The 16,196-nt window shown below is 29.9% G+C and carries 14 protein-coding genes and 1 other annotated feature; of the genes, 11 read left to right on the forward strand and 3 right to left on the reverse strand.

Annotated features, from left to right (window positions below; all coding sequences use genetic code 11):
- Positions 1 to 129: 129 nt before the first annotated feature.
- Both UF10_RS03770 and pdxR read right to left on the reverse strand, forming a co-directional pair.
- A complete protein-coding gene (locus tag UF10_RS03770) occupies positions 130 to 318 on the reverse strand; it encodes a hypothetical protein (protein WP_106776483.1) in 189 nt (62 codons plus the stop codon).
- Positions 319 to 343: 25 nt separating this feature from the next.
- The gene (gene pdxR / locus UF10_RS03775; protein WP_106776484.1) at positions 344 to 1,669 is read right to left on the reverse strand and encodes a MocR-like pyridoxine biosynthesis transcription factor PdxR; all 1,326 of its coding nucleotides are present in this window, start codon (positions 1,667 to 1,669) and stop codon (positions 344 to 346) included.
- A gap of 180 nt (positions 1,670 to 1,849) precedes the next feature.
- On the opposite strand from pdxR, the gene pdxS reads away from it, so the two are divergent.
- The 8 genes from pdxS (at position 1,850) to UF10_RS03815 (ending at position 11,570) form a co-directional block, all read left to right on the forward strand.
- Positions 1,850 to 2,689: a pyridoxal 5'-phosphate synthase lyase subunit PdxS gene (gene pdxS / locus UF10_RS03780; RefSeq protein ID WP_106776485.1), complete on the forward strand. Its 840-nt coding sequence runs from the start codon at positions 1,850 to 1,852 to the stop codon at positions 2,687 to 2,689.
- A 438-nt stretch (positions 2,690 to 3,127) separates the two neighbouring features.
- Positions 3,128 to 3,589, forward strand: a complete 462-nt coding sequence (locus UF10_RS03785; protein ID WP_106776486.1) for an RrF2 family transcriptional regulator — start codon at positions 3,128 to 3,130, stop codon at positions 3,587 to 3,589.
- A 218-nt stretch (positions 3,590 to 3,807) separates the two neighbouring features.
- Complete coding sequence (gene mnmA, locus UF10_RS03790) at positions 3,808 to 4,866, forward strand: tRNA 2-thiouridine(34) synthase MnmA (protein WP_106776487.1); 1,059 nt, start codon at positions 3,808 to 3,810, stop codon at positions 4,864 to 4,866.
- A gap of 97 nt (positions 4,867 to 4,963) precedes the next feature.
- Positions 4,964 to 5,170, forward strand: a binding site (T-box leader).
- 67 nt (positions 5,171 to 5,237) lie between these two features.
- Complete coding sequence (alaS, locus tag UF10_RS03795) at positions 5,238 to 7,874, forward strand: alanine--tRNA ligase (protein WP_106776488.1); 2,637 nt, start codon at positions 5,238 to 5,240, stop codon at positions 7,872 to 7,874.
- 155 nt (positions 7,875 to 8,029) lie between these two features.
- A complete protein-coding gene (locus UF10_RS03800) occupies positions 8,030 to 8,290 on the forward strand; it encodes an IreB family regulatory phosphoprotein (RefSeq protein ID WP_106776489.1) in 261 nt (86 codons plus the stop codon).
- A 4-nt stretch (positions 8,291 to 8,294) separates the two neighbouring features.
- Positions 8,295 to 10,565: a hypothetical protein gene (locus tag UF10_RS03805; RefSeq protein WP_106776490.1), complete on the forward strand. Its 2,271-nt coding sequence runs from the start codon at positions 8,295 to 8,297 to the stop codon at positions 10,563 to 10,565.
- Positions 10,559 to 10,981 (forward strand): Holliday junction resolvase RuvX, encoded by a 423-nt coding sequence (gene ruvX, locus UF10_RS03810; protein WP_106776491.1) that lies wholly within the window; start codon positions 10,559 to 10,561, stop codon positions 10,979 to 10,981. The genes UF10_RS03805 and ruvX overlap by 7 nt, the downstream gene beginning before the upstream one ends.
- Positions 10,982 to 11,120: 139 nt before the next feature.
- Positions 11,121 to 11,570, forward strand: a complete 450-nt coding sequence (locus UF10_RS03815) for a Fur family transcriptional regulator (RefSeq protein WP_106776492.1) — start codon at positions 11,121 to 11,123, stop codon at positions 11,568 to 11,570.
- 172 nt (positions 11,571 to 11,742) lie between these two features.
- Here the strand turns inward: UF10_RS03815 and UF10_RS03820 are convergent, their stop codons facing one another.
- On the reverse strand, positions 11,743 to 12,471 hold the full coding sequence (locus tag UF10_RS03820; RefSeq protein WP_106776493.1) for a metal-dependent hydrolase: 729 nt from the start codon (positions 12,469 to 12,471) through the stop codon (positions 11,743 to 11,745).
- 392 nt (positions 12,472 to 12,863) lie between these two features.
- Here UF10_RS03820 and UF10_RS03825 point away from each other — a divergent pair, with 392 nt between their 5' ends.
- The 3 genes from UF10_RS03825 to UF10_RS03835 all read left to right on the forward strand — a co-directional run bounded on the left by UF10_RS03825 (position 12,864) and on the right by UF10_RS03835 (position 16,176).
- Positions 12,864 to 14,534 (forward strand): ribonuclease J, encoded by a 1,671-nt coding sequence (locus UF10_RS03825; RefSeq protein WP_106776494.1) that lies wholly within the window; start codon positions 12,864 to 12,866, stop codon positions 14,532 to 14,534.
- Positions 14,535 to 14,706: 172 nt separating this feature from the next.
- Complete coding sequence (locus tag UF10_RS03830) at positions 14,707 to 15,312, forward strand: site-2 protease family protein (protein ID WP_106776495.1); 606 nt, start codon at positions 14,707 to 14,709, stop codon at positions 15,310 to 15,312.
- 15 nt (positions 15,313 to 15,327) lie between these two features.
- Positions 15,328 to 16,176, forward strand: a complete 849-nt coding sequence (locus UF10_RS03835) for a segregation and condensation protein A (protein ID WP_106776496.1) — start codon at positions 15,328 to 15,330, stop codon at positions 16,174 to 16,176.
- Positions 16,177 to 16,196: the final 20 nt, after the last annotated feature.

Below are 16,196 nucleotides of genomic sequence, written 5' to 3' on the forward strand. Positions count from 1 at the left end.
AGTCCAATAGTATTTAAAATATTAAAGTCCAATAGTATTTTGATATTTTTAGAATAATAAATTTGATTTTAAATGTATAAGATAATTTTAAATTTAGGCAAAACTAGGCTAGGGGTTATAACCCCTAGCCTAGTATATTTCGTCACTATCAACATCTAATACACGTATTAATTCTTCTATCTGCATACCATCTAAATAAATGTCTAGCTCATCAGAGTCTATGGCAAGCTCTAAGTCATAATCACTGATATTTAAAGCTGCAGCTAAAATATCTATTGTAAGATCTTTTGAATTCATTATTTTTCTTATTTTGTTCATAATAATCACCACCTTAAGTTTTATTTTATATATCTTTTAAAATATCCATTGATTTTTTTAACTCATCAAGGCTTAGTGTTGCAAATCCCAATAAAATAGATGGGTGGCTTCTTTTTGAACCATAAAACTCAAGGCCGTATAGTTTAAGACCCTTTTTACTTGCAGATTCTATAATATAGTCTTCTCTATAACTATCGGGATATTCTAGTACAACATGAAGTCCTGCATCTGCACCAGTTATTTTTATATCTTTTCTACACTTTAAAGATTCAACAATAACTTGTCTTTTTTTTGAATATATTTTTCTCATTCTATTTAAATGCTTTTCAAATTCTCCACTTTCAATAAATTCAGTAAGTATTTTCTGAACAATAATAGGAACAGGGCATACAAAGCAATTATAGAGTTCATGATATTTATTTAAAAGCTTACTTGGAAGAACCATATAACTAAGTCTAAATGCTGGAGAAATCGACTTTGAGAATGAACCCATATATATAACCTTGTCATTATAGTCAATTGACTTAAGAGCAGCCACAGGGCGATTAGAGTATTTAAATTCACTATCATAGTCATCTTCTATAATATAATCAATACTTTTTTTATTCAAAAGATCAATTCTTCTTTTCATGCTCATAATTACTCCTGTTGGAAATTGATGAGCAGGCGTAATAGCACATATATTAGCATCTATTTTATCTAAATCATCAACTCTTAGCCCGTATTCATCAACAGCTACATACTCATAAGCTATATTATTTGCATCCATAATATTATGAAGCATTTGATAGCCAGGGTCTTCTATGGCGTATTTACCACCAACTAATTTAAATATAATTTGAAAAAGATACTCCGAGCCGCTAGATATAACTATTCTTTTTGGGTCAACTGAAAAACCTCTTGATTTTTCTAGGTATTTAGAAATTTGAACTCTAAGTGGAAGATAGCCTTGATAGTCAATTTTGGACAAAAGGTCTATATCTAAAATTATATTATTGCTTATTTTCTTGAAAACTTTATAGGGAAAGCCCTCCTTAGAAACACCACTATAAGAAAAATCATACTTAGTAGTTTCTATTTTTTTCTCAACAATTGTAGGCTTATTATTTAGAACATAGAGTTCTCCAACATCTGAAACGTAGTAGCCGCTTCTTTCTTTTGAATATATAAAACCTTCTTCTAAGAGTTTTGAATATGCATTTTCAACAGTATTTATTGAAACTTTATATTCATCTGCAAGACTTCTTTTGCTTGGAAGTCTATAATTTGCGGGGAAAGTTCCATTTATTATTTCCTCTTTATAATAATTATATATCTGTAAATATAGTAAACCCTTCTTCAATTGAAGCATTATTATCCTCCTAAATACTTATACTTATACTTATACTTATACTGGTATTATAACATTTTAGATATATATTTGAGATGAAAAAATAATTTTGGTCCCATAAAATAATATTAAATTGAGCCTACCAAGAGTATCAAAATCCCTATATACTAGATTGTAGAAAAAGAATTTAGGAGGTTTAGTATGAATACAGATAAGTTTTTAGGTGGGGTAATTATGGATGTAACTACTCCAGATCAGGCAAAAATTGCAGAAGAAGCAGGTGCAGTAGCAGTAATGGCCCTTGAAAGAATACCTGCTGATATTAGAGCTGCTGGTGGAGTTTCTAGGATGAGCGATCCTAAAATGATAAAAGAAATAATAAAAGCAGTAGATATTCCAGTTATGGCCAAGGTAAGAATTGGACATTTTGTAGAAGCACAGATTCTTGAATCTATTAATGTAGATTTTATAGATGAATCAGAGGTTTTATCTCCAGCTGACAATGTTTACCATATTGATAAAACAAAATTTGATACATCTTTTGTATGTGGAGCGAGAGATTTGGGTGAAGCATTAAGAAGAATACAAGAGGGTGCAACTATGATTAGAACAAAGGGAGAAGCTGGTACCGGAGATGTAGTTCAAGCTGTGAAACATATGAGAACTATTCAAAATGAAATAAGATATGTCTCTTCTCTTAGAGAAGATGAGTTATTTGATATAGCAAAAGAATATAGAGTTTCTTATGATTTAATAAAATATGTACATGAAAATAATAAATTACCAGTAGCAAATTTTTCTGCTGGAGGCGTTGCCACACCAGCAGATGCTGCACTGATGGTTCAATTGGGGGCAGATGGAGTGTTTGTAGGAAGTGGAATATTTAAATCAGGAAATCCAGAAGAAAGGGCAAAAGCTATAGTAAAGGCTGTAGAAAATTATAATAATCCAGAAGTTTTAGCCAAAGTAAGTGAGAACCTAGGTGAAGCAATGGTTGGATTAAATGAAGATGAAGTCGATGTAATAATGAGTAATAGATAGTTGACTATCTATTATATAGAAGAGAGAATTTTAAATTAAGAAGGATTATTAAAATTCAAATAGTATTTATCCTTTGAGATAGTACTTTCCATAGATATCAAATATAAAATATATTAGCTCAGGGACAGATAGAAGATTTATGATAGTAATTTAAATATTTTTCACTTAATTATATGTAAAAAAGACTCTTATTAAACAAAAATAATAGTCTTTTTTATTTTTCTTTTCAAAAACAAGATGATTTGGATATAGAAATTAGTCATATTAAATCGGATAAGTCTTAGATTAATTCATTTTTAAAAAGTTATTTATTTTTTTAGAAAAAAACTTTAAAAAGTTTCAATTTAATCTTGACATTTCTAGTAGGATATAATAATATAAAGCTATAGTTAATTCATAGTCTTTTACTAGGAATTGATTTTAGGAGGGGTGATATAGTTGAAGCTTTCTACTAAAGGAAAATATGGACTAAAGGCAATGTTTGAGCTAGCTTTAAGCTCTAATGGTGAGCCTATATCTTTAAAGCATATAGCTAAGGAACAAGGTATATCTGATCAATATCTTGAACAGATATTTTCATTACTTAAAAAGGCAGGTCTTGTAAAGAGTGTAAGAGGCGCTCAAGGAGGATACTACATTTCTAAGGATTTAAATGAAATAACAGTAGCAGATATATTGAGGGTTCTTGAAGGAGACATGGCTTTTACAGAGTGTCTACTTGATAAGGATGCATGTGAAAACTTTGATTCTTGTTCAACAAGATATGTTTGGGCAAAGATTAAAGAAAGTATAGAAAAGGTTACACAATCTATCTCATTACAAGATATGATAGATGATTATAAATCAAATTTCAAATATAGAGATGATGATATTATTAGAGATATGAAAAAAGTTAAATAACTTTTAAAAAATCATCACAGAATGACTCTAAGTTCGACATTTGTACACAAATATATTTTATCGATTAAAAAAAGAGCCTCTGGCTCTTTTTTTTATATCATTCGATTGTTATAGCCAAAAATATTATATAATACTTCAAATTAAGTATATAAAAAAACTACTATACATTAAAATATGTATTATAATTGAGATAAATTTATAAAAAGGAGAAGTTGCAATTGGAAAAGAAGAGAGTACTATTAGGTATGAGCGGTGGAGTAGATTCATCTGTTGCTGCATACTTATTAAAAGAACAGGGATATGAAGTAGTTGGTGCTACAATGAAACTGTGGACACCAAAAAGTATAAATGGAAATTTGGCAATAGAAGATGCGCGTAAAATGGCTGATAAGTTAGGCATTGAACATCATGTATTGGATTTTGAGGACAAGTTTAAAAATACAGTAGTAAAACACTTTATAGATGGATACTATGAAGGAATAACACCAAATCCATGTGTGTTTTGTAATAAGCATATAAAATTTGATATAATGTTTGACAAAGCAAGGGAATTAAATTGTGAGTATATAGCTACTGGGCACTATTCTCGTATTAAATATAATGAAGAAACAAAAATGTATGAATTAATAAAGGCTGTTACAGATAAAAAAGATCAGTCATATATGATGTATAATTTAAATCAAGAAAAATTAGCAAAAATTCTTTTCCCTGTAGGAGAATATGATAAAAGCGAAGTAAGGGAAATAGCAAAAAAGCTAGGATTAGAAGTATATAATAAGCCTGATAGCCAAGATATTTGCTTTATTCCAGATGGCAACTACGAAGAGTTTTTAAATGAATATTCAAATAGAGACTCTAAAAAGGGTAAATTTGTTGATTCACAAGGAAATATGCTTGGCGATCATAAGGGAGTAATCAACTACACAATAGGTCAAAGAAAGGGTCTAGGAATTACTTTTGGAAAACCAACTTATGTAATAGATATCAATGGAAGTAACAATACAATTGTCCTAGGAAGTAATGATGAGCTATTTAAAACAGAGCTTATTGCAAGTGATGTAAACTTTTTAGAGCTTAATTTTGAAGAGTTGACAGAACCTTTAAAAGTAGAAGCTAAGATTAGATATTCATCAAAGCCATCAGAAGCGACTATCACTAAAATAGGTGAAAATAGAGTGAAGGTTGAGTTTGTTGATTCACAAAGAGCAATAACAAAAGGACAGAGTGTTGTGTTTTATAAGGGAAATAAACTTGTCGGTGGAGGAATTATAGAATAATATTCTATAATATATATTAATATATTGATTAATTTGACAAAGTGATGTATCATATATGATATAAGAAATTTATTATTATAAACTTATTATTAATACAACAATAACTTTGAAGGAAAGTAGTATGATATGACGGTTTTATAGAGAGAGGTTGTCGGTGGAAATACCTTAAATACGATATTTGAAGCAGTTCCCGAGTTTTTCAGATGAAACTAAGTATTCTGAGACGTATAGCTGCGTTAAAGCGACTTGAGATATCACTAATGTGATAATCAGGGTGGTACCGTGAAGATTATTCGCCCCTGTAGTATTTATACTATAGGGGTTTTTTATTGTTGTTTTATTTTTAAATTAAAAACACTGGAGGAAAAATAATGGAAAAATTAGGTTTAAATGAAATTAGAAAAAGGTTTACGGAATTTTTTAAGACAAAAGAACATTACATAGCACCTTCTCACTCTTTAGTTCCTAGCAATGATAAATCTTTATTGCTTATTAACTCAGGTATGGCACCGCTAAAAAACTATTTTTCAGGAGTAGAGACTCCACCTAAAAATAGAATGTCAACTGTTCAAAAGTGTATTAGAACGGGTGATATAGAAAATGTAGGTGTAACTGCAAGACATGCAACTTTCTTTGAAATGATGGGTAACTTTTCTTTTGGAGATTATTTCAAGAAAGAAGCAATTATTTGGGCCTGGGAATTTATTACTGAATGGCTAGAAATTCCAGAAGATAAAATATGGGTAACAGTATATGAAAGTGATGATGAAGCTCATGATATGTGGAGAGATATTGTAGGTTTTCCTGAAGAGAGAATAGTAAGACTTGGAAAAGATGATAACTTCTGGGAAATAGGCCTTGGACCTTGTGGACCTTGTTCAGAAATATACTTTGACAAGGGCGAAAAATATGGTTGTGGATGTGAAGACTGTAAGCCAGGATGTGATTGTGATAGATTCCTAGAATTTTGGAACTTGGTATTCACTCAGTTTGATAAGCAAGAAGATGGAAGCTATGCAGATCTTGAGCACAAAAATATAGATACTGGTATGGGTCTTGAGAGAATGGCTTGTATAATGCAGGATGTGGATACTATATTTGAAGTTGATACAATAGATAGAGTTTTACAGAAGGTTACATCAATCGCTGGAATAAAGTATGGTGATGATCCAGTATCTGATAAGTCTGTCAGAATAATTACTGACCATGTAAGATCAGTAGCTTTTATGGTAACTGATGGAATACTTCCATCAAATGAAGGAAGAGGATATGTTCTTAGAAGACTTCTAAGGAGAGCTGCTAGACATGGAAAATTACTAGGTATTGAAGGAGAATTTTTAAATAGTCTACTTGATATAGTAATAGAAACTTGTTCAGATGCTTATCCTGAACTTGCAGAAAAGGAAAGCTATATTAGAAAAGTTATAGGTATAGAAGAAGAAAAGTTTGCAGAAACACTTCAGCAGGGATTGGATATACTAAAATCATACACTGAAGAAAACAAGAAAAATGGATTAAAAGAAATTTCTGGAGAACAGGCATTTAAGCTTTACGATACATATGGATTCCCACTTGATCTTACAAAAGAAATCTTAATGGATGAAGATTTTACTGTAGATGAAGAAGGATTTGCAAAAGAAATGCAGATTCAAAAAGATAGAGCAAGAGCAGCAAGAGGAAATCGTGAAGGTGATGCTTGGAAGGAAGATCCGCTTACATCTATTAAGGATGCAAGCTCAGAGTTTGATGGATACAAAAATCTGGAAATGGGATCAAGTATAAAGGCTTTAGTTTCAGAAAATAGTATCGTTCATAGTATAGAAGAGGGCGACGAGGCAATAATAGTATTAGATAAAACTACTTTTTATCCAAATGGTGGTGGACAGATAGGTGATAGTGGACAGATTGCATCTAGTGGCGGTGTTTTTGAAGTAAGAGATACTGTAAAGGGTGCCGGATCAAGCATCAAGCATATTGGTAAAGTAGTTAGTGGTTCATTTAAAACTGGAGAAAATGTAGCTACAAGTGTTGATAAATCAAAGAGAATGGATGCTGCTAGAAACCATACGGCAACGCATCTTCTTCATTCAGCATTAAAAACTGTTCTAGGAGAACATGTAAATCAGGCTGGTTCACTTGTGGAAGCGGATAGACTAAGATTTGATATCACTCATTTTGAGCCTATTACAAAGGAAGAACTGGATAAGATAGAAAAAATGGTAAATGAATTTATCTTAGAATCAAATCCTATATCAGCTACAGTAATGAATATAAATGAAGCTAAAAAAATGGGAGCAACTGCACTATTTGGTGAAAAATATGGAGATAGTGTAAGAGTTGTAAGTATGGGAAATGTATCAACAGAACTATGTGGAGGTACTCACTTAGAAAATACTTCGCAGGTAGGATTGTTTAAAATTATTTCAGAAGGTGGAGTAGCTGCTGGGGTAAGAAGAGTTGAAGCTATCACAGGAAGAATGGTATATAACTATATTATAGAAAAAGATAATATAATATCTAGTGTTGCAGAAGCTTTAAAGACAAAAGAAGATAATGTATTAAATAAAGCAGAAACAATAATAGAAGAAAATAAAGAGCTTGAAAAAGAACTTCATAATATAAAGGCTAAAATGAGCATGCAAAATGCTGATTCAGTATTGGATTCTAAGCAAGAAATAGATGGTGTAAATTTAGTGACAAATAAGTATGAAGGAATGGATATGGACACTCTTAGAGAGGCAGCAGATAGCCTAAGAGATAAATTAGAAAATGGTGTAGTAGTCCTTGCTAATGTAAATGAAGGAAAAATAAATTTTGTAGCGACTGCTAGTAAGGAAGCAATCTCTAAGGGAGTTCACGCTGGAAACCTTGTAAGAGAAGTCTCAAAAATTGCAGGTGGAAAAGGTGGAGGTAGACCTAATATGGCACAAGCTGGTGCAAGTGATCCATCTAAGCTAGATGAGGCTTTATCAATTGCAGTTGATGTATTAAAATCTCAGATAAAATAATGCTTAAATCTTAGATTCACTTTGGGCTTTCTATAGTACAAAACCTTGCTATAGAGAGCCCATTTATTAATTTGATTACTTGATAATTTTCATAATTTAATGTAAAATCTAATGTAAGCAATTTAAAATTGTTAAGTGAATAGGAGGTAACTATTATGGGAAACGATATGGATTATACTGTAAAGTTTGAAGGAATAAACGATGATAAAATGGATGTAGCTGAAACTATTGCCTATGTTTATGATGCGTTGTTAGAAAAGGGATACAACCCAGTGAACCAGATAATAGGATATTTATTGTCAGGAGACTCTAGCTATATAACTAGTTATAATAATGCTAGAACAGCAATAAAAAGATTTGAAAGAGATGAAATATTAGAAGAAGTGATATCAAAATATTTAAATATTGAGGAGTAAGAATATGCTAAAGAGAATTATGACTTTTATAATCTCTCTAATGCTTTTATCTTCATCATTGATACCCGTATATGCAAAGGATAAGTCTGCTGATTTACAATTTGCCACTGAGATGCAAAGAGCTAGTGGCGAAAAGGATCCATCAGCAGACTCTAATACGGCAAAAAATGGTGGAAAAGTAATAATAATAGATATTAATAGGACAAGTTTTGAGAACTTTGAAAATATCAAAATACTGAGAGAAAAGCTTGATAAAGAGGGATATATAGGTTTAATGAATATTCGTGGAGATAAAGGTTATGATGATAGGAGAAACTATGCCACTATTGGATCTACTGGTAGAGCAGATATAAGAAGTGACATATCTATGAAATTTAACCACTCCAACAAAGAAAGTGCCAATATATATAAATCTGCGACTGGATTAGAGCCGGGAAAAATCAATCTAGAAAATATTAATAGCATGGATTTGTATAACCAAACAAAAGGAGAATATAAGTCTAAAGTAGGATACTTAGGTGATTCACTTATTAGCGGTGGTAAAAAAATTGCAGTGTTAGGCAATAGTGACCACTATGATGAAGATGGTAAAGCTTTAAATAATAGAGATTTTTGTTTGAGTGTTATGGATAGTAAAGGTAGAATATATGCAGGAAATATAGATAATATAAATAAAAGTAACTATGATTTTCCATATGGTATATCTACAGACTATAAGAAGTTAGAAGAGGAAACAAACAAATATTATAAAGAAACAGATTTATTATTTGTTAACTTAGGTGATACATATAGATTAGATGAGTATAAAGAAAATTTAAATGAAAAAACCTACAAACAAATGAAATTTTCAATTTATAATAAAGTTAGCGACTATATTGAACATGTATTTAATATGGTAGGTCCAAATGACACTGTCTACATAATGAGTTCTTTTCCAAGTAAACTCGATTATGTAAACAATAGAAGATTAGCTCCAGTAGTTAGATTTGATATGTCTGATAAGAGTAAGGGAATACTTCAATCTTCTACAACAAGAAGAGATGGTGTATTGGCAAATATGGATATCGGAGTAGATGTTCTTAATAGATTTGGATTAAAGAATAAAGAAATGGTTGGTAAAAAGCTTATAGGCAAGAAGATGGATAATAATATTGAATTTTTATTGAAAGACTATAAAAAAATAGTAGCTGTGTCATCAATAAGAATGGATATTATAAATATATACGTAACATTTATATCTATTTCTTGGATAGTTGCGGCTATTGCTCTATGGCAAAAAAATAAACTACCTGCTAAGTATAGAAACAATGTACTGCTTGTGCTAAAAGAACTGGTTAAATTTGGTTTAATAATGCCTTTAGCATTTCTTACAGCACCGATATTTAATCCGACATCAGGATTCCAAATATCAATTTTGATAGTAGCAGTATCGCTGATTTATTACTTGCTCGCAAGGAAATTATTTAAAAATGATGATATCATGCAAATTGGTTTCTTCTCTTTGCTAATGATATTAATTATAACAATAGACTCGTCCATATCGACGCCTCTAATGCAAAGTAACATTATGAGTTATGACCCTATGATAGGAGCAAGATATTATGGCGTAGGTAACGAGTACGAAGGTGTAACAATAGGAAGTGCAATATTAGGATTTGCAGTGTTAGTTGAAAGAAAGAAAATTCCTAAGTGGCTAACAACAATATTGTTGGCTATAATATTATTTATATCAGCTTATCCAGGTATGGGAGCAAATGTTGGTGGTGCGATATCAGAATGTATAGCCTATCTAGCCTTTGTACTGTTGATATATGATGTTAAAATAGACTTTAAAAAATCGATGATGATTTTAATTATAACGGCACTTTTGGTAGTCGTATTTGCAGGTGCTGATATAATGTTGGGTATGGAATCCCATTTAGGTAATTTCGTGGAACAGATTAGAATAAATGGACCTATGGAAGTTGTGTATGTGTTTGGAAGAAAGATAGCAATGAATGTACAGCTTGCACAAACTACTATATGGGTAAATATATTATTAGTAGGTATAGTAATCCTTGCAATTACTATATTTAGACCAAATAAGAACTTCTCTTTAATAAAGAAAAATCATGGAACTATTTATAATGGTTTCTTGGCAACAATAGTTGGTTGTTTGGTTACTTTATTGGTAAATGACTCTGGAATAATAGCAGCTGCTACAGACTCAATATATTTACTAATTCCTATCTTAATAATATTAATTAATAAAGGAGTAAAAGATAAAATATGCTAAAAGGCAGAATAATGGGCTTGGACATAGGCGATAGAACTATAGGAGTTGCCGTAAGCGATCTTATGGGACTTACAGCCCAAGGTATTACTACAATAAGACGTGAGAGTAAGAAGAAGGACTTGGCACAACTGAAAGAGATAATCAAAGAAAAGCAAGTTGACTATATAGTATCAGGTCTTCCTAAAAATATGAATGGAACTATTGGACCTCAGTCTGAAAAAGTAATGAAGTTTTGTGAGTTTCTAGAAAAAGAAACTGGTTTAAGAATAGAGTATTGGGATGAGAGATTAACTACAGTATCAGCAGAAAAAATGTTGATAGATGGTGATGTAAGCAGAAAAAACAGAAAAAAAGTAATTGATAAGCTTGCAGCTGTTTTAATTTTACAAAATTATCTTGATTTTAAAAAATTCTAAAATAATAAAGACAGAAGATTTTTCTTCTGTCTTTAACTTTATAAAAGATTTATAACAAAATGAGAAGGACTATTGACATAGAATAAAATTTAGTCTATATTAAGATTATGTATTATCAATTGAAAAAGGTGGTTTTGATATGGAAAACACAATGGCAGTTTTAAAAGAAAAGCTAAAAGCTACTGGATTCAAGATTACTCCTCAGAGAAGGGCAATCATTGAAGTATTAATTGAGAATGAAAACTCTCATTTAAGTAGTGAAGAAATTTATGATAAAGTACGTATTAATTGTCCAGAAATAGGTTTGGCAACTGTATATAGAACCATGCAGTTATTAGATGAGATAAATGGAATATCTAAATTAAATCTAGATGATGGATGTATAAGATATGAATTGAATCTTGAAGGTGAAGATACTCATCACCATCATCACTTAATTTGTAAAGATTGCGGAACTATTATAGAGGTAAAAGAAGATTTATTAGATGAAATTGAAACAAAGGTAGAAGATATGTATAACTTTAAAATAAAAGATCATGATCTTAAATTTTATGGTATTTGTGGAGATTGTGCTAAAAAATCTGAATAATTTTGATTATTAATAAAGACACACATTCATTATAATGAATGTGTGTCTTTTTGTTTTCCGTTAATTACTTTCTAATAAACTATATTTATAAATAAGTTACTAGATTAATATTATTTAAAAATAAATAATTAGATCTTAATCTTAAAATATAACTGCACAAGCTATATATGTTCTAGGCAAAGTGAAATAAAATTGATAAGAATAATAAAAAAATAAGCAATATCTCAATAAAATTGCACATAAAGCTTCCAACTCTCAAGTTAGCAATGCTAAAATATTTTTTTGAAAATGGGTAAAACAAGGGGACCCCTCTTTTTGTTATAATATCACACATTAAATGACTTGAATATGCAAAAGTTCCTATAATAGATAAATCAGCTATCTTTAAAGTGTTTTCAATATAACTTAATAGTAAATATATCAAAAAAATCATTGATAATGAATGAGTAAAGGAACGATGGCTCATAATTGGAAAGCTTGCTATTAAAAACGTAAGAACAACTATACCAATATTAAGCTTATAAAACAACATTATAAATCCAATAAATATAATAAGCAGGCTCAATACAATAGACCGAACCTTATTTGCAGTTACTTTTTTTTCTACAATACTGATAAAGATAAAGGAAATAATTATGCCAATATATATATTGCTAGAGGTTTTCATGTATAGATAAAAAGAAAAAATTAAAAGAGAGTATATCAAAAACGAATGAATTCTCTTAGTAGTTTTTTTACTTACGAGTGCATTTAATACATTAGAATTTGCTTCATCAATATCTGGAGCAACTGAAAGAAATGCTGCAACGGATAGAGTAATAGGTGTTAGGTTCAAACCCATAGCAAGAGAAAGTTCTAGGCTTGATAGAGTACCTATTATAAGGTGTGATTTACTTTTCATAGCAACTCCTTTTAATAACTTTAATTAAAATTAATAATACCACCAGTTGAGAGAAGGTGTCAATATATAAAAGATTAGTATTAAGAATATAAAAACTGGGTATATATTTTACAAAGGAAATAAAATTCTTAAATTTAAGAAATAAATTAAAATAATAATGAATTTTACTATAAAAAAATATGAAATCGTTTACTATTTCAATAAAGTATTTTAATAAAAAGAATTTACTTAAAATTCAAGTATTAAGAGTATTAACTATCCAATTGTATTTAATAATTAAAATTGCATTTATAAAAAAAGATATTTATTTTTTATGAATATGTGGTATTATAGTACTAACGGTATTTTGTGTTCGTGATTAAATTAAGTAGGAAAGAAGAGGAGTAAGAAATTTGGCAAAAAATAATAATGATAAAATTAAAGTTATACCACTAGGCGGAATGAACGAAATCGGGAAAAATATGACCGTTATAGAGTATAAAGACGAGATAATAGTGATTGATGCGGGTCTTAGCTTCCCAGAGGATGAGCTCTTGGGAATAGACATCGTGATACCAGACATTACTTATCTTGTTAAGAATATTGATAAGGTGAAGGCTATAGTTATAACTCATGGTCATGAGGATCATATAGGAGCTATACCTTATATCCTTAAAAAGATTAATGTTCCAGTATATGGATCAGCACTTAGCATAGAATTGATTAGAGTGAAGCTTAAGGAGCATAGAATTACAAATGCTAAGCTAAATATAGTTAAGCCTAAGCAACACATAAAATTAAAAAATATGAGTATAGAGTTCATAAAGGTAAATCATAGTATACCTGATGCTTATTCAATAGCAGTTCATACAAATCAAGGTGTAATTTATCATACGGGTGATTTCAAGATTGATTTAACACCTATTGATGGAGAGATGATGGATATACACAGAATATGCGAAATAAGTGATAAGGAAGGTATATTATTGATGATGGCAGATAGTACCAACGCGGATAAGGCTGGTATGACAATGTCAGAAAAGAGTGTTGGAGAGGGATTAGAAGACCTATTCAAGAAAGCTCAAGATAGTAGAATAATAGTAGCTACCTTTGCTTCAAATATACATAGACTTCAGCAAATTGCTGATGTTGCAAAGATGTATAATAGAAAGGTTGCTGTTTCAGGAAGATCAATGGTAAATATTGTTGGTGTAGCAAAAGAATTAGGCTATTTGAATACTGACGAAGATATTATAGATTTAAATGATATACACAAATATAAAGACAGTGAATTGGTAATAATCACTACTGGTTCACAGGGAGAGCCTATGTCAGCATTGGCAAGAATGGCAAATTCCGAACACAAAAAAGTTGAAATTAAAAAGGGTGATTTAGTTATAATTTCAGCACATCCAATACCAGGCAATGAAAAGACAGTATCAAAAGTGATAAACTTTTTACTTGAAAAGGGGGCAGATGTAGTTTCTAGTGATATTGCAGATATCCATGTATCTGGACATGCTAGAAGAGATGAATTGAAACTAATGCAGGCATTTGCTAAACCTAAATTTTTCTTACCAGTTCATGGTGAATATAAAATGTTAAAAAGACATTCAGAATTAGCTAGTGAAGTGGGAACTGATCCAAATAACATATTCATAATTTCAAATGGTGATGTGTTAGAAGTAGATAAAAAGTCTGCTAGAAAAGCAGGTAGAGTACCTTCAGGTAGAATTCTTGTCGATGGATTAGGTGTAGGTGATGTAGGAAATATCGTTTTAAGAGATAGAAAGCATTTATCTGAAGATGGCTTAATGACTATTGTAATAACACTTTCTAAGGAAGATGGTAGAATTCTTGCAGGTCCAGATATTATATCAAGAGGATTTGTATATGTAAGAGAATCTGAAGGATTGATGGAAGGTGCAAAAGAAGTTGTTTTAAAAATATTTGAAACTTGTGATAGCAAGAAAGTCAAAGAGTGGGCATACATTAAAAATACCATAAAAGATGAATTAAAAGAGTATCTTTATGTTAAAACAAAGAGAAATCCAATGATTTTACCGATATTGATGGAAGTATAATTAAGTGCTTATAAACTTTAAAAGGGGGATTTTCCCCCTTTTATTTTTATTAAAATTAAAAATAAATCTATTTGTTAAGGAATAATTAATATATTATAATTAGAATAGTATATATGAAAATTAAAACTATATACTATTAAAATAAAATTAAATAATAAACGGAGGTAACAATTTGAGTTTTGAATTTTTGAATAGTGTATCTGATTTTTTGATAACACTATTAGCGATTTTGTTTGCAATATCAGTCCATGAGTTTGGTCATGCATTTGTAGCACACTTAAATGGAGATAATACTGCAAAGAATGCTGGTAGAATGACTATAAATCCTATCAACCATATAGATCCTTTTGGAATGTTGATGATGTTTCTGGTACGTTTTGGATGGGCGAAACCAGTTCCAGTAAATCCAAATAATTATAAAAGTGAAAAAATAGGAAATATTACAGTTTCATTAGCTGGTATAGTATTTAACCTACTATCAGCAATAGTATTTGCATTAGTTAATAAATATGTGGCTATGGAATCTATAAAGGCAGTAAGTTATGCTCTAGTAATGTATAACATAGGATTTGCCGCATTTAATATACTTCCAATACCACCTTTGGATGGATGGAACCTTATAGCTACATTCTTACCAAGAGAAACAGTTTACAAGGTGTATGAGTATTCTAGATATACTACTATCATTTTTATTATTTTAATTATGACAAATGCTTTTTCATATATTTTAAATCCTATATATATGTTTTTCTATAGAATTGTCATGTTATTTCTATAAGATGAGGTGAAGGGAATGGATTATAGTATTCAAACAAAAAAATATGAAGGTCCTATGGAACTTCTTATGGATCTTATCCATAGAAATAAAATAGATATTTCAGATATTTCTATATTTGAAATTACAGAACAGTATGTTGACTATATAGATAATATGGAAAAATTTGATCTTGATATTGCAAGTGATTTTATAGATATGGCATCAAAGCTATTGGAAATAAAATCTAGATATATACTTTATTTAAAGTACAATTTAGAGGAAGATGAAGATCCTCGTAAGGAATTGCAAGAAAAAATTGAGGAGTATCAAAAAATAAGAGAAATAACAGATGAACTAAGAGAAGAAATTAAAGAGTACGAAGACAGATTTTACAGGGAAAAAGAGGAATACCTAGAAGAAGATGATTTAGATTTGGCTGAGATAAGTATTGAAAGTATCAAAAATATTATTAATAAATTATTTAAAGAAATAGATGAGCAAGATACAGAAGAAGTCTTAAATAAAAATCAAAAGCTAAAAGAAATTATAGAAATTAAAAATATTAGTGTTGAATCTAGAATGGATTCTATCAGAAATAATATAATAAGCAGAAAAAAAATTAAGTTTAGCGATCTTATAAAGTCAGGAAGTAAGAAAGAAATAATAGCTAACTTTCTTGCAGTTTTAGAACTAATAAAATTAAAAGAGATAGTTATAAAACAAAAAAGTATTGAAGATGAAATACTGATAGAAAAGAAAGAAAATAGCCAAGAAATACTAATAGAAGAAAGTAATATTGATAAAGAGTATGAAAAAATAGAAAGAAAAGCAAATAGAAGATTTGAAAAGAAACAAAAAAAGATAGCAGACAATGATGTAATATAAAATGATAATTAAAATAAAAA

The sequence above is a fragment of the Peptostreptococcus russellii genome (genome assembly GCF_003012055.1).
Taxonomy (GTDB): Bacteria; Bacillota; Clostridia; order Peptostreptococcales; family Peptostreptococcaceae; genus Peptostreptococcus; species Peptostreptococcus russellii.

Excerpts from the sequence above, each read along its gene's own strand:
- UF10_RS03770 (WP_106776483.1), bottom strand. The coding sequence starts at position 318 with ATGAACAAAATAAGAAAAATAATGAATTCAAAAGATCTTACAATAGAT.
- pdxR (WP_106776484.1), bottom strand. The coding sequence starts at position 1,669 with ATGCTTCAATTGAAGAAGGGTTTACTATATTTACAGATATATAATTAT.
- pdxS (WP_106776485.1), top strand. The coding sequence starts at position 1,850 with ATGAATACAGATAAGTTTTTAGGTGGGGTAATTATGGATGTAACTACT.
- alaS (WP_106776488.1), top strand. The coding sequence starts at position 5,238 with ATGGAAAAATTAGGTTTAAATGAAATTAGAAAAAGGTTTACGGAATTT.
- UF10_RS03800 (WP_106776489.1), top strand. The coding sequence starts at position 8,030 with ATGGGAAACGATATGGATTATACTGTAAAGTTTGAAGGAATAAACGAT.
- UF10_RS03805 (WP_106776490.1), top strand. The coding sequence starts at position 8,295 with ATGCTAAAGAGAATTATGACTTTTATAATCTCTCTAATGCTTTTATCT.
- ruvX (WP_106776491.1), top strand. The coding sequence starts at position 10,559 with ATGCTAAAAGGCAGAATAATGGGCTTGGACATAGGCGATAGAACTATA.
- UF10_RS03815 (WP_106776492.1), top strand. The coding sequence starts at position 11,121 with ATGGAAAACACAATGGCAGTTTTAAAAGAAAAGCTAAAAGCTACTGGA.
- UF10_RS03820 (WP_106776493.1), bottom strand. The coding sequence starts at position 12,471 with ATGAAAAGTAAATCACACCTTATAATAGGTACTCTATCAAGCCTAGAA.
- UF10_RS03835 (WP_106776496.1), top strand. The coding sequence starts at position 15,328 with ATGGATTATAGTATTCAAACAAAAAAATATGAAGGTCCTATGGAACTT.